Raw genomic sequence first — 17,386 nt, forward strand, 5'->3', positions numbered from 1 at the left:
CCCAACACTAAATATTTGACGATCGGCTCAAAACTCAAAAACAGGCCAGTCTGGTTGCCGCACGTAGCTAGTCATGTCGTCAAACTTCCGCAGTTCGGCTTTGTGCACCCACAAATCCTGGGGCGTGTCGAGCCATTGGTCGTTTAACTCAGCCATCAGGGCAGAAAAATGAGCGCGGTTTAGGTTCGGCCCGGTGTCCCCAAAATAAGCCAGAGTAATGTGTGCCGTAAAATGATATTGCTGTTCAATTCCCAAAGCAATTAAATCGGGATTTTGATAGATCGATCGACGAAACTCCAGAATTTGCTTGTAAGAGTTTTCGTCCGTCGGTGCCAAACACACACCTACAGCTCTAGTCATCACCATCAACCCCAGCACCGTCCAGCGTATGGGAGAGCCGCCCGCCAAGGGTTTGCAGGCCGCAAAACCATCTTTCATGCGATCGCGCAGTTGCCCCTCAAATTCTGGATTTTTCTGGGAGGCATCTTGAAAAGCGCTGCTCCAAATCAGATCGGCCACGGTTAAATGGAAGCTATCAGGAGGCAGTGCTACGATCGCACCGTCCGCGATTTCCTGCAATAGCCGTTGTTGGACCGAGTGTAAATTAGTATAAAGTGCAGTATTGTCTGCATCTTCTCCCGCAGGTGGCGTAATCACCGAATAACCCGGAAAAGGTACAGGAGTTCTGTGACCGACTTCATCAGGTTTAAATTTTGGAGATTCCTGAATGTGTTCCACCTGGGACTTGTAGGAGTCCAGCAGCGTCATTCGCGCCACCCGATTTACGTAAGCTTGATAAGTATCATCCAATCTTGATTTCCTCGCGGTGAAATACTGCCACACCAAATTTTATATTATCGTGCGGGCTTCCAACAGATACATTTAACCCGGCAAATCCAGGACTAAGCCTGATACTACCGTGTATGGCAATACAGAAAAAGCTGCAAGCTCTCCTGTCAAGGAGGTATCTCTCAAAGCTTTCAACAAGATATTGAAAGCGCCATTTGAATTTCTGTCCACACTTTGAACGGGTTTTTGATGTGTATTCTTCCGTTATGCCTACTACAAAACTGCCATATTTAACAGCAGCTTGATGCTTCAACATTTGCTGGAAATGATAATGACTCTAAGTGACCATGGTCTTAGCTGTTTTAATCGCTAAAGCATTTTTTTTTCTCAATCTACACTACCAGCTTTTACCTAATTATTCAAGAATTTTCTAGAAAATCATTTACTTTGTATCAACAGTCTGATTCAGGATATGTTGGACTTCGGGATCGTGCAAATCTGATTTTTTGGCCTGCTGAACTTGAAATATGCCAATTTACCTGTTTTGGGGGGAAGACGACTTTGCGATCGCGCAAGCAGTCACAAGTTTGCGCTCCTCAGTCCTCGACCCCAACTGGGCTAGTTTTAACTATGACAAGATTGTTGCCGATCGACCCGACGCTGTGGTTGAAGGACTCGATCGAGCTTTAACGCCACCCTTCGGCACCGGCAGCCGTTTTGTCTGGCTCGCAAATACTACTGTAACGCAGCAGTGTTCTGCGGAACTTTTAGCCCAATTGGAACGCACTCTGCCAGTCATACCCCCCAGTACCGTATTGCTGCTGACATCCGTCAAAAAACCCGACAGCCGGCTCAAATCTACCAAGTTAATCGCCAAGTCCGTCGAATTTCGAGAATTTTCACCGATTCCGCCTTGGAATGAAAAAGAGTTAGCCCAGCGGGTGCGCCAAGTTGCCGGGGAAATGAATGTTAAATTGACCGCCACCGCGATCGAACTTTTGGCCGAATCCATCGGTAGCGATACGCGCCAGCTATACAGCGAACTCGAAAAATTGCTGCTGTTTGCCGGCAATCGCAGTCAACCTCTCAACCCCGAGGAAGTCGCCGCACTGGTGCACTGTCACGCCCAGAATACCTTTCAGCTAGCCGATGCGATACGCGCCGGCAATACCTCCGGTGCTTTAGAGTTATTGGCGGGCTTAACGGCTCAGAGCGAGCCTGGTTTGAGGATTGTGGCGGGCTTGACTGGTAAATTTCGGATTTGGCTGTGGGTGAAGGCGATGATCCAAGCGGGCGATCGCGATGATAAAATTGCTCAAGCTCTAGACCTCGGCAATCCGAAACGAGTATACTACTTTCGCCAAGAAGTCAAGAACGCCAGCTTAGAAAAACTGCAAAAAAGTTTGCCTTTGCTGCTAGAGTTAGAAGCTTCTTTAAAGCGGGGCCGGGAAGAAGTCTCAACCCTGCAAACCAAAGTAATAGAACTTTCTAGCTTGTTTCGCTGACGAGAGACCGCGCAGCAAAATTGGCGGATTATATCATGTCCGGTCGATTACCATAACAACAACGGTTTAACGGTTTGTAGTGCGGGCTTAAGCCCGCAGCCAGAGTGCGGACTCGCCGGTTTGTAGTGCGGGCTTAAGCCCGCAGCCAGAGTGCGGACTCGTATTCCACACGTGCGATCGAATTTTACTGCCGTTAATCGATCGGACAATATCTTACTGTAAATTTTTAGAACAAAGTCCGCGATCGGATATATCTTTAGATGTGCGATCGCGCACAAAAAGCTCAATAACTACGAGAAATACTCTCAGAATGCCACAGTAGAAGTTAATGTGTTGACATACTCCCCACCATAAAGGCATGGGATTCTGGATTCAAACAGCTTTCTTCAAGCACAGCTTGTCTGATGTTGCCTGGCCCATAGGTTGATGCCCCAACCTATAAGATTTTTTTGGACTATAGAGTTGAGACCGGATTTTTACATCTCACGAATCAACAATCTATGATTCTATCGTCAGTAACTCAGGGAGTCAACGCCACTGAGCTTGTAAGAGTAATTGAGCAAGCTATACTGACGGGCCAAGCGTCTTAACTGACTACGTTATTTGAGTCACGACACCAAGCGAATGCTCTCGCTAGTTCCTTGCTCTGTCATCTGCAATTAAACAGTTTGAAAGTCACGCTCAACAGTGTTGCAGGTCTCTCAAGCTCTCATAACCTTGGGCGTTGCCTAACATTACCCGTAAGGGCTTGGAGACAACCATATCTCCGCAGAGGGGCAACCATACCCCTCTACCCCGCAAGGGGATTCAAGGCGGTTGAAACCGCCGAGTCGTTTTCCTCTCAGATCTAAAGACTCGCTCGTTTCCCACTTACCGAGTATTTTTATGAAAGCCGTCTGATCGGGACGGGGTTCCTACCCCAATTTTTCGGTAAATAAATATTGTCCGCCGCCTAACGCCGATCGATTAATATTATTTGTCGGCTCTCCACTCCCCCCAAAAAAAACAAGAGCGCTACCATGACACAACAGAACCTGCGGGAACTTCTGAAGCAGGGCGATCCAAAAGCGATCGCATCTAGCATCAACCGTACACTCAAACCCAAAGGCATCAACGCCGATGTGACGCGGGACAACGGCTGCCTCCACATAACTCTGGAGTCAGGCAAAGTACCGAGTCAAATGGCATTGGTGGATTTCATCCGCAGCGGGATGACGAATTTGGGAGTCGAATCAATTCACACTGTCAAAGTTTACGGGCGTCGCACAGGTGACGGCTCCCCTGCGTGGGAAGATGAAATAGATCTGATGCCCGCAGATCCAATGCTTTATGCCTCGGATACTGGAATGCCTGACGACTCTGTAGGTTTAGATGATGTCGAACCGGATGGCGAAGACTATTATCAAGAGGGACAATTCGATCCAGATGACAACGAGGAAGACGACGAGGAAGACGACGAGGAAGACGAAGACGAAGATGTAGCCCCCCCTCCGAAAAAACAATTCCCAAAATGGGCAATACCTGTGGGTATCTTAGTGCCTCTGGGGGCGATCGCAGCGCTTTACTTGACTGGAAATTTCCCCTTCGGTGGCGGCTCGAACCCTGAACCGAGCGCCCCCGAAGCAGCTTCGCCCTCCCCCAAAAAAGCCACATCTCCTGCGTCTAAAGCCACATCTCCATCTCCCAGCGCATCTGGGGAAGCCCCACAGGCAGCATCTCCTCCTGCACCAAAAGCCGCTCCCACTACTGCTGCTGCGCCCGGGAGCCCTGTTCCCAAACCTCCAGCGCCCAAGGCAGCATCTCCAGCGCCCAAGGCAGCATCTCCAGCGCCAAAAGCAGCATCTCCTGCACCAAAAGCCGCCGCGCCTAAGCCTGACTCTTGGAGGGAAGGCGTTAACAACGCTCAGAAGGCGGCAGTTTTGGCACAGACGGCTCAATCTCAAGCAGAGTGGATTGCGGTAGCAAGCGAATGGCAGAAAGCGGTTCAGCTTATGAGAGCCGTGCCGTCAACTAGCCCCAACCATTCAAAGGCTCAGCAAAAAGCGGCAGAGTATCAGGCAAATCTGATTGTTGCCAACCGCAGGGCGGCGGCAGCGCCTTAAGAGTTTTGAGTTTTGAGTTTGATACTCGATGTGCTAAAAAGTCAAAAGTCAAAAGTCAAAAGTAAAAAATCTTGTTTTTACTGAAAGCTTTATTACTTTTGACTTTTTTGAATTTTACTGATATCAAGTCCGGTAGCACCGTCCTGGCTATAATGGCGGTGTGGTGAATATAGCGTGCGATCGTACAATTATGGTCAAGCGTCTGGTTGTTGAATCACATCTTTCAGTAGAAGAAGTTGAAGGCAACTACGGTTAGGCATCCGACCCGATCGATCTCACTTGATACCATACGATCTGGCTGGAACGCTAGAAGATGGGTAGCCGAAGAGGTAATATTTCATCGCTGTCAGGGCTTAATTCAACAACAAGACTTAATTACTGATTTAACTTTCTTTCATTGGTGGCATTGTTCTATTGCTAATTGCGATCGAAGCCCACCATACAAGTCCGGTAGCAGCGGACTTGATATTAAACTTTAATCTATACTGGGAGCATTCTCGGTCAAACAAGTGATCGTACCATTTTTCTCAAGATCCGATAGAGATCGAGGACGACAAGACATTGTAATTTATCCACTTTCCCTGTTTGCTAAAGTCTGTCATAACTTTAAAAAAATGGTATAAAGTCACTAAAATTGTCAGAAAAAACTGATTATATTTCAATACGGTTTACTTAACACTTTTTATGCCCCGGAGATCCCCCTCGCATCCCCCTGGTTGTAGGGGGACTTAAGAGCTTTATTGTCCCCCTCTTGGGAAGGGGGGTTAGGGGGGATCTGCCTTAAGTAAACCGTATTGGATTATATTTGAGACTTTTTCTTACCAAAGCTGGTTCCAAAATGCTAGAATAAAAATGTCTCCGGTGTCGAAGTTATAGCGGTTAAAAAAAGAATGTAACTGTAGGCAAGCTCCAAAGCCTGATAGTCATAAGTCATTCTAAAATATTTAATTTAAAATATTTAATCTAAAATATTTAATCTAAAATATTTAATGGTATTAGTGCCGGATTCGGGTCAGTGTCTATGCCGAATTCACAAATATTGGCAGAAGTCAAGCGCTTGTGGGTGAGGGGAAATTAGTATTGGGTCGGGAAAAGTCAACCGGGCGCACGGGAGGGGCTGTGCCGTTGGTCTTGGCTGTGGGAGGGTCTGGTTGGTAAACTTGGATGCGATCGCGCCCGAGATCTTTGGCTTGGTACAGCGCTGCGTCGGCTGCGTCAATCAATATCGAGGCTGGGGATTTAGATGCAGGAACCGTACTCGCTGCTGCGTCGGCTGCGTCAATCACCATAGAGGCTTCGGATTCAGAGATAGGAACCATAGTCGCTATCCCAAGACTGACAGTGACGTAGTTGCTCACCTGAGAACCAGCGTGAGGAATCTGTAAAGCTGCGATTTTGAGCTGTATGTGTTCGGCTACCAGCTCGGCCCCTTCACTCGCCGTATTCGGCAAAATAACGGCAAATTCTTCGCCTCCGTAGCGAGCTACTAAATCGGCAGGGCGGTTAATTGCTTTGCCGATCGCCTGGGCGACTTGCCGCAAACACTCGTCTCCCTTTGGATGTCCGTAGGTATCGTTATAAGTTTTAAAAGAATCAATATCGCACAAAATTAGGGACAGAGGTGTTTGTTCCCGCGCTTGTCGGTGCCACTCCCTGTCTAAATACTGATCGAACCGACGGCGGTTTGCTAGCTGCGTGAGTTCGTCTAAAGTTGCTAAACGCTCTAACTTGAGGTTTGCTGCTTGCAACTGCTGGTAGAGTTCTGCTTGTTTGATCGCGATCGCCAACTGAGCTGCCAGAGAAGACAATAACTCGACTTCCAACTGCATCCACTGTCGGGGACTGCACTGGTGAGCCATCAGCAGTCCCCACAATTCCTCCCCTTGCACTAGCGGTACTACCAAATAAGCTCTGACTTCAAATTGTGCGAGCAAGTCAATTTGATCGTGCGGCAAATCGGCGGTGGAGACATCCGCGATCGGTCGGATCGCCCGATGTTGGTAGGCTTCAAGATAGAACTCGTCAAAACAGAAATTTTCCAGGGTTTCTCCCAGCATCGGCCGACAGTTGAGTGCTACAGATTCCACTGTCACCGCTCCCGTTGCGGGTGTGGCGCAGTGACTGCCCGTGCAGGGGTTAAAGCGGACGATCATCACTCGATCGGCCTGAAGGAACTGGCGCACTTCTGTCACTGTCGTGCTGAGCACTTCGCCCAAATCTAGAGACTGGCGGATGTGCTGAGTAATCGTCGCCATCAGCAGTTCCCGTTCGTTTTGCTGTCGCAGCGCCTCTTCTGCCTGCTTGTACTCAGTAATATCTTGAGCGGTGCCGAAAATTTGTTTGGGCTTACCCTCTGCTGTGCGGGCGAACACTTGATCGCGGCAGCGAAAGTGGCGCCATTCGCCCGATCGGTGTTGGAGCCGATAGTCCAACTCCAAAATATGCCCGTCTGCGGCTGAGGGAAATTTTTGCAGGTGGGCTGATAGCCTCGGCAAATCTTCTGGGTACACCAAACTGGAGTACAAAGCTGTTTGCATCTGTAAAATTTCTTGGGGAGTGTAGCCTAGCAGCTTAGAAGCTTGACCGTTGACATAGACGTTGCGCTGTTCGGTCAAGTCGTAAATGTATAGTAAATAAGGCGCCGCATCGGCAATCTGCTGGATGAAATGCTGGCTCTCGCGCAATTCTGCTTCCACCCGCTGGCGCACTTCCACTTCTTCCAAAGCTTGATCTCGCATCGTGCGGTAAGCTTGGATGCGGTGGGTGAGGTCGGTTACGTCTTGTATTACCAACAGGGCGTAAAACGATTGACAGTTTGGTGGGATAAAGCCGTAAGGCGAAATTGAATCCCGAAAGTTTGATGGCAATCCGACACCAACAGAATCTCCTTGTCGCACCATACCATCTGGTTCCAACTCCACAGTCGATCGAATCAAGTTGGGAATATTCAGTTCTGCAACGCCCGGTGAAAGTGCAGGGACAGCCGTCACAGTAGTTTGCTGGATGCGCTGCTGGCCCTCTTGCCAAGTTGCCGGAATCAGGTGCTTGTGAATTTGAGAAGAAAAAATTGTTGGCGGGCCTCCTGCAAAGATTTGCTGGAAGCGATTTGCGTACTTGAGCTGGCTCAGGTGAGGAAAATGAGTTGTGATCTTGGTTCCCAACATTTGCTCGCGCCCTATTTTCGTCCAGTCTTCCAGACAGGCATTCCAAAACAGCACCACAAAATCATCTCGCAGCAGGCAGGCGCCGACTGGTACACTGTCGAGAACTCCAAACTTTTCCTCAATAGTTTTGCTCTCCTCGATCATAGACCCCCGGCAAGTTGATTGATCGCAGCCAACAAGGCGTCAAAGGAACTGACATTGAAAATGAGGATGATATCTCCTTCAATGTGAAGCCTTTCAATAATGAAACGGGTTTGGGCTAATAAAACCACTGTATCAGCAGCCAAACCGCCAGATGTGAGCAAAGTAGCGATCGTCCCTTCCGTGTAATTGGGAATTGAGTAGTTCAGGCGCTGCTGAAGTACGTTGCTGATTGCACCCATGACCCCGTTGATTACAATATTTCCTACTTCACTCAGCGTACCAATTTTGACCGAATCCAGGTCGTGAGTTCCAGCTTCTTCCCCAGTCAGCATGGTCACGAGCGTGGCCGCACTGTTGGTGGGAAAGACTAGCTGGGCAATGCCTCCAAAGGAACCAGTAAATTTGAGCTGGACGGCGGAAATTTGTTCGCCGTTGAGGTGCTGCTCTAATTCTGTTTGCACGTCGGCTGGAGACAGGATTTGGAGGTAGGGAATTTGCAAGCGAATGGGAGATTCGATCATGTCGTTCAAAATCCCTGCTGCTTGACCGATCCCGATGTTGACGAGTTCCTGCAAAGCATCGAGCTGTCGAGCGCTTAATTTCATGGGGCGCTCTCCTCGCTGGCACTGAGAGCTTTTTTGATCCACCCGATCAGTTCGTCTGAGTTGGGCATTTTGTGAATTACTGCCAGGGCTCCGAGTTCCATGCATTCGGATTTGGTGGTTGATTGAATATCTGCGGTAATGACGATGACTGGAATGTTATATCCTCGATCGCGCATGGCTTGCAGGACTTCGCGACCTTCCATTTCTGGCATCAGCAAATCTAAGAGCATACAGTTTGGGGTCTTAGCGGCCAGAAGTTCCAGAGCTTCCGGGCCGCTCGATGCTTCCCAAGTCTCGTATCCTTCTGCTCGCAGGATTTTGCAGATTACCCTGCGAGTCAACCACGAATCTTCGACAACGAGAATTGATGTCACTACGTTCTCCTCCTTCAATTGTTTAGGACTGACCGATGTTGCAGGCACTGCTTCGATCTTGACAGTAGTTTAAACTGTTGGGATCGCCTGCGATCGCTCGCATTAGGTGAATTCCTGTTCTTAAAAACTAACGCATTAAGGTGTTCGATAGTCGAGTCTCTTTGATTATGGGAAGAAAAAACCCGGTTTCTGAATGAAACCAGGTTTGCGGGATCTGTATTGCTCGTAACACCGGCCCTCAATTATAGATTACCAAACGCTTCCTGAGGGACTCTACTCGCTTTTTAGCAGTGGCATTTTCTGGATCGCAGGTAAGAGCTTGTTCGTACATTTCCAAGGCTTGAGCGGTTAATTTCTTGCGCTCATAGGCGTGACCGAGATTGTTGAGAGATGTAACGTAGTCGGGCTGCAACTTCAGGGCTTCTTTGTACTGACGGATCGCGATGTCGTACTGTTCTTGGCCGAAGTGGGCAAAACCTAGGGCGTTGTAAAGAAATGCTAGATCTTCTTCGCCTGCTAATTCTTGGCTTTTCAGAGCTTTTTGAAATAGTACGATCGCCTGGGAGTAAAGTTTCTTATCTACATAGATACTGCCTAACTCGTAGTATTCCTGTGCTGTTCCTTTTTCTATGGTCAGCTTATTCTCTAAGCGTTCCAAAGACATTTCCAGCTTCCGAGTTTTGAAAATCTGGCGCACAATAAACCAGGCACTGCCGCCGAGTATAGCCAACAAAACTGACAGGTAAACAATCAGCAAATTACTATCCATGTTTTTTTATGTTAGTTGGTTTGTGGAAGGTTTTATTTATTTTAATCTGTTAGCAATCTGTGAGATTTGCCTTGGCAACTATTTGACACTCCCCGCCGTAAACGGCTAGGATTCTTCATTCACAGGGAGATGCCTTGTAAAAGCAGTGCCTTTACTCGGTCTTACTCTCCCTCCTGAAGCAGTAACGGTATGCCCTACCGCCAAAATTCGTAAACCTTCATAGAGAATATTCTTAGCAGCATTAATATCTCTATCATGGTTTTCTCCACATTTAGGACATTGCCAACTACGAATATCCAAACTCAAGCTATCCACGCGATTTAAACAGTTATTACAAGTCTTAGAACTGGGATAGAACCTATCTACTTCGATGTAGGTTTTTCCTTCCCATTCCGACTTGTATTTCAGCATGGTACAAAATTCTCCCCAACCAGCATCACTAATTGATTTAGCTAGTTTGTGGTTTTTCACCATGTTTCTAACTGCTAGATTCTCTACAACTATGACTTGATTTTCGTCAACTAATTTACGACTTAGTTTGTGTATAAAATCTTCGCGACATCGGACAATCTTAGCGTGAACCTTGGCAACTTTAATCCTAGCTTTATGACGGTTATTAGAACCTTTAAGCTTATGGCTTAGTTGCTTTTGTCTCCTAGCTAACTTCTTTTCATATTTTCGATAATATTTAGGATTCCCATGCTTGGTTCCATCGGATGTAATAGCGTAATGGGTTAAACCAACGTCTATCCCAATCGCCTTTCCTTCTGATGATTTTTCAGGTAAATTTTTACCATCATCATAGAGGCAGGCTGCAAAATATTCCCCCGATGGATTAACTGAAACCGTGACAGATTTTAGAGTCCCTTCTGGTTGCCTTGAGACTTTACAATGAACATCACCAATTTTAGGCAATCTCAATATATCGTCTTTTAATTTACATCCTTGAGGAAATCTAATAGATTGTCTATTCCGCTTTTTCTTAAAGTTAGGATATTTAGCCCTACCTTCAAAAAAGTTAAGGAAAGCACTAGAAAGATTTAAGGCTGCTTGCTGCAGGGCTTGTGATGGTGCTTCTGTCAGCCATTCGTACTCTTTCTTAAGAGAAGGTAGAAGATTGATTATTTCATTTCTACTTAATCCTTTCCCTGTTTGCTTATAGGTTTCAGACGTTAGATTGAGCGTGTAGTTGTAAAACCATCTTGCACAGCCAAACGACTTCGCAAGCAAAATGGATTGCTCACTGGTCGGATATATTCTGTACTTGAAGGCTTTTAGCATTTTGCTTACCAAACTACTAATACTATGGTAACATAGAAAAAGATTAAATACAAAGCCGTCTTAAAAGACGGGGTTTTAAACCCATTCTTCTGATAAAAAGACGAAAATGGCGATCGACTAGCCCGATCGCAATTTCTGAAAAATCAAGAATCCAGAAGTAAGAACAAAGAAGGAAAATGAGTCTCAACCTCCTAGATTTATCAGGAGTTTTCCTTCTCTGGCAGATAGCTAAATCTTTCCTACTTCTGCTTTCTTCTGTCGGAAAACTATTCAAGCTTTCACGATCCGGCTCGATTTGCCATTTCCACGACTTTACCGAATGTTGCGGGGTCAATGATTGCCATTTGTGCCAGCATTTTGCGGTTGATTTCGATATTGGCTTTCTTCATGTTGCCGATCAGTCTGCTGTAGCTCGTGCCGTGTTGGCGCGATGCAGCATTGATCCGAGCAATCCACAGGCGGCGGAAATCGCGTTTCCGTTTTTTGCGATCGCGATAACCATTTCGCAGGGCTTGCATCACCCGTTGGTTAGCTGTGCGGAACTGTTTGGACTGTGCGCCGCGGAAACCCTTGGCTAATTTGAGAATTTTTTTGCGGCGCGCTCTGGCGACATTACCGCGTTTTACCCGTGTCATCTTTAATTTCCGTTAAACTTTACAAGTATGGAAGCATTAACCGCACGTTACCATCATTGGTCTCATCGATGACGACCAGCTTAGAGAGACGGCTTTTGCGAGCTGAACTTTTGTGTGAAAGCAAGTGGCTTTTGTAAGCTTTGCGGCGCACAATTTTTCCGCTGCCGGTCGCTCTAAAGCGCTTTGCGGCTGCTTTGCGAGTTTTGAGTTTTGGCATGGACTGGTGTTATTTGGACACAAGCTTCAACTGTATCACGTTTGTGGTACTTTCTGCAAGCGAGATTTGCGACGATCGATCGGGATGGGCGATCGGCTAATCTTGGCTGTGTGGATGGGCGATCGGTTACGATCTCGACATAGAGAGCGTGAAAATGATGAAAACAGTTCTAATTACAGGTGCTTCAAGTGGAATCGGTAAGGCGACGACTGAGAAACTACTTGAGGATGGCTACTGCGTATACGCATCTGCACGAAGCATCGATAAATTGAAACACCTAGAAGCCAGAGGTGCAAAAATTATTGAATTGGATGTCACCCAAGACGAATCGATGAAATCGGGAGTCGATCGCATCATTCGTGAATGCGGCAGACTCGACATCTTAATCAACAATGCTGGATACGGTTCTTACGGTGCTCTAGAAGATATTCCGATGCAAGAGGCAAGACATCAATTTGAAATCAATGTTTTTGGACTGGGAAGGCTGACACAGTTAGCGATCCCACAGATGCGCGAACAGTCGTTTGGAAAAATTGTCAATATTACATCTGTGGGCGGCAAAATCTACGAACCGCTTGGAAGCTGGTATCACGCCAGCAAGTTTGCTGTGGAAGGACTCAGTGATTGTCTTAGACTTGAACTTGAACCTTTTGGGATTGACGTAATCATTGTTGAACCGGGACCAATTAGAACGCAATGGGGTTCGATTGCGATCGAAAAATTGATGCGGATGTCCGGTCATACTGTCTATGCAAAGGCGGCTCAAACTGGAGCAAAATTATTAGCACTCAGCAATGATGAGAAGGTTGCTTCTGAACCCGAAGCGATCGCAAATACAATATCAAAAGCCCTCAAAGCAGAGAAACCGAAAGCACGATATGCAGCAGGAAATGGAGCTAAGTTTTTGGTTACATTTCGCAAGTTTGCGAGTGACGCTATGATGGATCGCTTTATGCGATTCATCATAAAACAAGCAGCATCACGGCAGTAGGAAGGTGCATCTGAGCCAATCGTACTGAAATCGATGCTTATATGGAGGCAGAAGAAGCCAAATTTGATGCGATGCTTCAACCGCTACAGTCTACAGATCCGTTTTTGTACAACAAATTAATCGCAGCAGCAAAGACAGCAAGACAGCAGGCAAAATCGTGAATATTCGTTGCCGATCCAGGCTAAAAATCCTGTGGTACAAGTCGTATCATTAGTAAACTTGGCGCTGCTCTCGGTACAAGCGGAGTGCGTGATTTCCGGCAACAGTAGCCTGCAATTCTTTAATTACCGCTGCCATATCGATCGGCAATTCCTCAATTTTAGCCACCAAAACCGGATGTTCGCGAGGCTGCAACACAGGAGCAGCTAATGCTGCAAAAGTCAAGTCTGCTGCCGATAGTCGATCGCCAGCTAAATAAGGGCGATCGTCTGCTAATCTTTGATTAACTATCTCGAAAACTTCCCGAATCCCTTGCAGCGAAAGGGCTGCTGACTCTGCTGTAATGCTGTAGAGTTGCCGCACTTTGGCGCTAATAAACGGAAAGGCTATTTCAAATCCCACTCGCTCAAACAGGGGCGTCCCCTTGCACCAAGCTTTTCGCATTGTTTGGCGATTATCCAATCGATAATAATATCCCCAATTGCGAATATCTACCCCCAATCTCGTATCAAACAACTCTTCCAATTCTTCGACTTCTCGACGCAATTCAGCTTGTTCTGGATACAAGCAAAAATCTGATGAACTTAGGGTATTGAGATAATGCAAAATATCGGTTGAATCGGTAAAAATACCAGATTTAGCAACTAATATGGGAACGCTGCTACCTCCGTATTTGCGGGTAACAGAGCGGTGAAAAGCAGGTACGTGTTGTTCTTCAACGTAGGGAATTTTTAGCAAGTCTAGCGCCCAGCGAACTTTTTCGCAGTAGTGGCTGATGGGGATGGTGATAAGGCGGACAACTTCGGTATTGGAAACTGTTGAATGATTCATAAAGTAATTGAGATTTGTGAATGTTTGCAGTTTTTTGGACATTCGCATTATTTCTAGTCCGGAAAATTAAAGGACTGAAGTGCTTAATACAAACAGTATTTTGGCTAAAGATTTATCGATTTATTGCTGTGCAAAATATGCTTGAGAAAACTCAGATGGAATCGGCACTGGTTTGCGAGTTGACAGTTCAATAAAACAACCAGATTGTTGGGCAATCGCAGCGACTTTACCAGCTACAATTATTTCAGCTTCCATTATTAACTTAAGCGATTTCATTTTACTAATCCACATTTTACCAGTTGGTTTATCGAAAATATTAATCGGCTGCTTGTATTCAATTGCTGTTTTCATCAGCATCGGAGCTACGCCGTTTTGCAGCATTTTTTGGATGGGGAAATAAGCAGCACCAAGTGCGATTCGCAAGTCTTCTAACCAGCGGATGTAAACAATATTGCTGACGATTCCCGCAAAGTCGATATCGTAAGTTTGTACGGGAAAGCTTAATTCTATTTCCAAAGGTCTTTTCTGTTCGCAGGATGCTTGCATTTTGGGTACTCTTAGTCTATTTTTAATGATTTAAAACCTACCTCGCTTGGCAAGGAAAATTGGAGCCAGAGCCTCCGGATCTGCGTGACGAGTAAGGGAAAAATTGAGCCAACTGACCCGATCTTTTTGATTTTGTTGGCTACTGGTCGATTGAAGATGCTGATTCAAGAAAGTCCGAAACCAGAGGATTTTGAGTTAGCGTGCAATCATTGGGTGGGACGGATTAATAAGACTCTGGCGACTTATGAACGCGGGCGGGGGGTATCCTGTTGACAACGTTGGGTATTGGTGCTTTGATAGGATTGGTTTACTCATGTAATACTACCTTAAGTTCAGGTTAGATATTTAGCTGAGTTAATAAGACAATCAAACAAAACACTCTAGGAGATTGAGGTGTCAATATGTCTCTTGTATCTAAAGAGCAGTTAGAACAATACGCCCAGACGATGGTTTATGGTGCGAAGGATAGCTTTACGAAAATTGCTCAAAAAGGCTATCACGATCATGGAATTGGTCTGATTTTCGTGGGTGTGCATCTAGATGAAAACAACTGTATTGACATTGACATATCAGAGTTGGCTTATGTTCCGAGAAGCGACTTACCTAAATTTGCTAATAACGATAGGGAGATTATTCGCCTGGTACAAGCAAAGATGGATGAAATAACAGATCCATCTGAGCAAATTCTTGTGGCTTTTTCTGGGTGTGGTCAAAGTGTTCTAGTAACCGCAAATCTTAAAATTTCTAGCACTGATTCAAAGGATTACTTTAACCGAGCTAGTCTTGATTTTCAGAGGGGTGATTTAAGGGCAGCAATAAAAAACTTAAGTGCAGCAATCCAGCTAGATCCTAATTATGCTGAAGCTTACTACAGCCGAGGCTATATGAAAAATGAGCTAGGTGAACATAATAGTGCTCTGGAAGACTACACCCGTGCTATTCAACTTAAAGCTGATTACGCGGATGCTTATATGAATAGGGCTACTACCTTTTATCAATTGGGGGATATTCAAAAGGCTGTACAGGATGGCAAGATTACCCAAAATCTTTTTCTTAACCAGAACAATAGGCAGTCAGCCCTTCGAGCAAATGCTTTTCTGAATCTTCTCGGTTGTAGAGATTACGATCTAGTTGAGCAACCAAGGTTAGAATCTGTGTATGATTCTTTCAAAAATCAAGAAGATTTAACTGAGGCTCTGAAAAAAGGTGGCAAAAGAATATCTAAAGCAAGCTGTATAACACAAATTTTTCCAGAAGATGGTGCTTTGCTACAGTGTATGCCAGTAGGAAACAATCTCTCTATCGGGGCACAATTGGAAAAAGATTTAGATACCCCGTCTAAAAATATCTGGTGTCTCCTTCCAATGGTTAACTCCACTGACAAAAGCTTGTCACCAAAACCTGCAAGTTATGAGCTTGTAAAAGAGCATTTAGAAGAGTTTATTGTTTGCACAAAGGCTTGTCTCGCTGCTTATAAAAAATTAAATGGAACCTATCCAAATGTACGTTCAGCATCAAGCGATCCTTGGTTAGCTAGTAATTATATGGCTGTGTTTTACTCGATTGAGAATCAGTGGGATGTTGAGTGTAAAGGAGTAGAAGTTGATCCTAATAAATGTTGGCTAGAACTGGAAAAGAAAATTATACTTATAGTAGAGGTAGAACAAGAGAAAACCCTCGAATCCAATCCCTCCAGTAGTTCAAGCTTAACGAATTTTGAAAATCCATCCGACTATAGTAGTGAAAACAAAGTTAAGAAACTGATTGCTTTAGGGGTTGGATCTTTAGGCGCAGTTCTCTTACTTTCTGGAATCTGGTTTATAGCTCTAATTTGTCTCGGATTAGCTTGTTTTTTATGGCAGAGTGTCTGAAGTTACATCAGGCAAAACCTGCTTTCCAATAGAGTTAACACTTCTATTGTGAAATATGCAATTTTCTGCTTTTCCTACTTTCATACAACTTTTCCGCTCTACATTTATGTAACTCCTCGCTGCCCATAACTCGTTTGTAAACTTCTTGCCTTATCTAGTAAATGCCACCCGGTTAACTACTAAAGATTCTGGATTCTGGAGGCAATTTATCGGTATGTATGGACCTGAGACTACATCACATTGGGGAAAAGTAAGCCTCACTCCAGCACAATCCCATTGGAGAAGAGCAAGTATCACTCGATCGCAGAAATGGTGTAAGTCTTTATATTTTTGGATTTTTTCCCGATGATCTGAGGCAGTTATATTCCCAGTATGTACGATCTTATCGCGAATATCTTTGAAACGACTATGCCAACCCGTGAGCCTATTTTTGTCACAGAAGTGTTTCAATATTTCTTGAAAAGAAGCTGAACCATTTCTTCTTCCATTTCTTCTTCCATTTCTTCTTCCATTAGTGACTAAATAGAAATTATCTTTCTGATCTCTGGTAAAATCTCCTTTGGGATAGCCAATATTTAGTGCATAGTTATAGCGCAGGACTTCCAAAAAGTTGCACATCCATAGAGTTTGAACCTCTATATAAGGTGTATGTTTAGCCAGAAGACCTAAGTTAATTAAATTATTCAGGTTGTATTTGGTAACACTCTCCTGATAGTATTTATAGCTGTGTTCAATGAACTGGGTTAGATCGTCTACATCAAAGATGACTTTAGACCCTTGGTTTAGTGTGGTATCAACAGATGTAAGTTCCTGGGAGATAAGCTCTTCGTTACGTAATACCTCCATTCTGGCAACTGCGGAAAGCCGTCCAGACGCGAAAGAACAAAGCCAGCATATTGAATCAACCAACTTTTTGATCTTCTCTAAATCAGAGTATGGTATTTCAGAAACTTCAGCAATATGCGATATTTTTCCTTCTGTGTGAGCCGATAATACAACTGGTTGCTGCTCTGGAATATTAATATAAAATTTGCTACCCTCTTTGTAATAATATGGATCAAAGAGGTTAGTTAAATACATTATGACTGAAACTATATCTCTATCTTGACGAAGCTTCTGCAATTCAAGCTCTGCTAAACCTAACTTCGCTTCTAACTGGATATTTTGTTTTGAAATTGTAATGGGTGTTCTTTTGAGCAAAAGTGAAGATAAACCATTAGGAATACTTTCTATAAAACAATCTACGTTTGAAGAAATCAAACTAATCTGTTGATGCGGAGTTATGGTGGCAATAACAGAGCAGTCGTCGGACTGGGAAATAACCACATCCGCCATAACAGTTTCAGTTCCGTAATTCAACTGACAAATAAGTTCCCTTTCTGTAACCACAATTCTTGCCTCCA

General features: G+C 45.0%; 18 protein-coding genes and 1 pseudogene. 6 read left to right on the forward strand and 13 right to left on the reverse strand.

What is annotated here, in order from left to right; all coding sequences use genetic code 11:
* Positions 1-27: 27 nt before the first annotated feature.
* Both QZ938_RS01050 and QZ938_RS01055 read right to left on the reverse strand, forming a co-directional pair.
* On the reverse strand, positions 28-768 hold the full coding sequence (locus QZ938_RS01050) for a DUF1868 domain-containing protein (protein ID WP_293346919.1): 741 nt from the start codon (positions 766-768) through the stop codon (positions 28-30).
* A gap of 114 nt (positions 769-882) precedes the next feature.
* Positions 883-1,153: pseudogene (locus QZ938_RS01055) on the reverse strand (RNA-guided endonuclease TnpB family protein); the annotation flags it as partial.
* 163 nt (positions 1,154-1,316) lie between these two features.
* Here QZ938_RS01055 and holA point away from each other — a divergent pair.
* Positions 1,317-2,294 carry a DNA polymerase III subunit delta gene (gene holA, locus QZ938_RS01060; protein WP_293148573.1) on the forward strand — a complete coding sequence of 326 codons (978 nt, stop codon included), beginning with the start codon at positions 1,317-1,319 and terminating at the stop codon, positions 2,292-2,294.
* 213 nt (positions 2,295-2,507) lie between these two features.
* On the opposite strand, the gene QZ938_RS01065 is transcribed toward holA, so the two are convergent.
* Positions 2,508-2,654, reverse strand: a complete 147-nt coding sequence (locus tag QZ938_RS01065; RefSeq protein WP_293346535.1) for a hypothetical protein — start codon at positions 2,652-2,654, stop codon at positions 2,508-2,510.
* Between the two features lie 659 nt (positions 2,655-3,313).
* On the opposite strand from QZ938_RS01065, the gene QZ938_RS01070 reads away from it, so the two are divergent.
* Positions 3,314-4,396: a hypothetical protein gene (locus QZ938_RS01070; protein WP_293346532.1), complete on the forward strand. Its 1,083-nt coding sequence runs from the start codon at positions 3,314-3,316 to the stop codon at positions 4,394-4,396.
* Positions 4,397-5,445: 1,049 nt separating this feature from the next.
* On the opposite strand, the gene QZ938_RS01075 is transcribed toward QZ938_RS01070, so the two are convergent.
* From QZ938_RS01075 to rpmI, 7 genes are all read right to left on the reverse strand, one after another.
* Positions 5,446-7,704 (reverse strand): diguanylate cyclase, encoded by a 2,259-nt coding sequence (locus QZ938_RS01075; protein WP_293148577.1) that lies wholly within the window; start codon positions 7,702-7,704, stop codon positions 5,446-5,448.
* Positions 7,701-8,309, reverse strand: a complete 609-nt coding sequence (locus QZ938_RS01080; protein WP_293148579.1) for a chemotaxis protein CheC — start codon at positions 8,307-8,309, stop codon at positions 7,701-7,703. Before QZ938_RS01080 ends, QZ938_RS01075 begins: the two co-directional genes overlap by 4 nt.
* Complete coding sequence (locus QZ938_RS01085) at positions 8,306-8,683, reverse strand: response regulator (protein WP_293346529.1); 378 nt, start codon at positions 8,681-8,683, stop codon at positions 8,306-8,308. Before QZ938_RS01085 ends, QZ938_RS01080 begins: the two co-directional genes overlap by 4 nt.
* Before the next feature lie 238 nt (positions 8,684-8,921).
* Entirely contained in the window at positions 8,922-9,452 is a 531-nt protein-coding gene (locus tag QZ938_RS01090) for a tetratricopeptide repeat protein (protein ID WP_293148583.1), read from the reverse strand.
* Positions 9,453-9,557: 105 nt separating this feature from the next.
* Positions 9,558-10,733 (reverse strand): IS200/IS605 family element RNA-guided endonuclease TnpB, encoded by a 1,176-nt coding sequence (gene tnpB / locus QZ938_RS01095; protein WP_293346526.1) that lies wholly within the window; start codon positions 10,731-10,733, stop codon positions 9,558-9,560.
* Between the two features lie 278 nt (positions 10,734-11,011).
* A complete protein-coding gene (rplT, locus tag QZ938_RS01100) occupies positions 11,012-11,368 on the reverse strand; it encodes a 50S ribosomal protein L20 (RefSeq protein ID WP_293148587.1) in 357 nt (118 codons plus the stop codon).
* Positions 11,369-11,387: 19 nt separating this feature from the next.
* Positions 11,388-11,585 (reverse strand): 50S ribosomal protein L35, encoded by a 198-nt coding sequence (rpmI, locus tag QZ938_RS01105; RefSeq protein ID WP_293126590.1) that lies wholly within the window; start codon positions 11,583-11,585, stop codon positions 11,388-11,390.
* Between rpmI and QZ938_RS01110 the strand changes: the two genes are divergently transcribed.
* The gene (locus QZ938_RS01110; RefSeq protein WP_293148741.1) at positions 11,509-11,685 is read left to right on the forward strand and encodes a hypothetical protein; all 177 of its coding nucleotides are present in this window, start codon (positions 11,509-11,511) and stop codon (positions 11,683-11,685) included. The two genes, rpmI and QZ938_RS01110, sit on opposite strands and share 77 nt — an antisense overlap.
* Before the next feature lie 54 nt (positions 11,686-11,739).
* Positions 11,740-12,576, forward strand: coding sequence for an oxidoreductase (locus QZ938_RS01115; RefSeq protein WP_293148589.1), 837 nt, complete (start codon positions 11,740-11,742; stop codon positions 12,574-12,576).
* 210 nt (positions 12,577-12,786) lie between these two features.
* Here the strand turns inward: QZ938_RS01115 and QZ938_RS01120 are convergent, their stop codons facing one another.
* On the reverse strand, positions 12,787-13,608 hold the full coding sequence (locus tag QZ938_RS01120; RefSeq protein WP_293346523.1) for a glutathione S-transferase family protein: 822 nt from the start codon (positions 13,606-13,608) through the stop codon (positions 12,787-12,789).
* 78 nt (positions 13,609-13,686) lie between these two features.
* Positions 13,687-14,112, reverse strand: a complete 426-nt coding sequence (locus QZ938_RS01125; protein ID WP_293346520.1) for a thioesterase family protein — start codon at positions 14,110-14,112, stop codon at positions 13,687-13,689.
* 84 nt (positions 14,113-14,196) lie between these two features.
* Here QZ938_RS01125 and QZ938_RS32965 point away from each other — a divergent pair, with 84 nt between their 5' ends.
* Together QZ938_RS32965 and QZ938_RS01130 are read left to right on the forward strand one after the other, a co-directional pair.
* The gene (locus QZ938_RS32965; RefSeq protein ID WP_363318751.1) at positions 14,197-14,385 is read left to right on the forward strand and encodes a DUF6753 family protein; all 189 of its coding nucleotides are present in this window, start codon (positions 14,197-14,199) and stop codon (positions 14,383-14,385) included.
* A 128-nt stretch (positions 14,386-14,513) separates the two neighbouring features.
* Positions 14,514-15,983, forward strand: coding sequence for a tetratricopeptide repeat protein (locus QZ938_RS01130; protein ID WP_293346517.1), 1,470 nt, complete (start codon positions 14,514-14,516; stop codon positions 15,981-15,983).
* A gap of 150 nt (positions 15,984-16,133) precedes the next feature.
* Here QZ938_RS01130 and QZ938_RS01135 read toward each other — a convergent pair whose 3' ends face one another.
* Positions 16,134-17,372, reverse strand: coding sequence for a hypothetical protein (locus tag QZ938_RS01135; RefSeq protein ID WP_293346513.1), 1,239 nt, complete (start codon positions 17,370-17,372; stop codon positions 16,134-16,136).
* Positions 17,373-17,386: the final 14 nt, after the last annotated feature.

Origin of the sequence: Microcoleus sp. CAWBG27 (genome assembly GCF_020883145.1) — a bacterium.
GTDB lineage: Bacteria > Cyanobacteriota > Cyanobacteriia > Cyanobacteriales > Microcoleaceae > Microcoleus.

Coding starts and splice junctions, on each gene's coding strand:
- rpmI (WP_293126590.1), bottom strand. CDS start 11,585: ATGCCAAAACTCAAAACTCGCAAAGCAGCCGCAAAGCGCTTTAGAGCG.
- QZ938_RS01120 (WP_293346523.1), bottom strand. CDS start 13,608: ATGTCCAAAAAACTGCAAACATTCACAAATCTCAATTACTTTATGAAT.
- rplT (WP_293148587.1), bottom strand. CDS start 11,368: ATGACACGGGTAAAACGCGGTAATGTCGCCAGAGCGCGCCGCAAAAAA.
- QZ938_RS01065 (WP_293346535.1), bottom strand. CDS start 2,654: ATGCCTTTATGGTGGGGAGTATGTCAACACATTAACTTCTACTGTGGC.
- QZ938_RS01080 (WP_293148579.1), bottom strand. CDS start 8,309: ATGAAATTAAGCGCTCGACAGCTCGATGCTTTGCAGGAACTCGTCAAC.
- holA (WP_293148573.1), top strand. CDS start 1,317: ATGCCAATTTACCTGTTTTGGGGGGAAGACGACTTTGCGATCGCGCAA.
- QZ938_RS01075 (WP_293148577.1), bottom strand. CDS start 7,704: ATGATCGAGGAGAGCAAAACTATTGAGGAAAAGTTTGGAGTTCTCGAC.
- QZ938_RS01070 (WP_293346532.1), top strand. CDS start 3,314: ATGACACAACAGAACCTGCGGGAACTTCTGAAGCAGGGCGATCCAAAA.
- QZ938_RS01125 (WP_293346520.1), bottom strand. CDS start 14,112: ATGCAAGCATCCTGCGAACAGAAAAGACCTTTGGAAATAGAATTAAGC.
- QZ938_RS01090 (WP_293148583.1), bottom strand. CDS start 9,452: ATGGATAGTAATTTGCTGATTGTTTACCTGTCAGTTTTGTTGGCTATA.
- tnpB (WP_293346526.1), bottom strand. CDS start 10,733: ATGCTAAAAGCCTTCAAGTACAGAATATATCCGACCAGTGAGCAATCC.
- QZ938_RS01115 (WP_293148589.1), top strand. CDS start 11,740: ATGATGAAAACAGTTCTAATTACAGGTGCTTCAAGTGGAATCGGTAAG.
- QZ938_RS01130 (WP_293346517.1), top strand. CDS start 14,514: ATGTCTCTTGTATCTAAAGAGCAGTTAGAACAATACGCCCAGACGATG.
- QZ938_RS01050 (WP_293346919.1), bottom strand. CDS start 768: ATGACGCTGCTGGACTCCTACAAGTCCCAGGTGGAACACATTCAGGAA.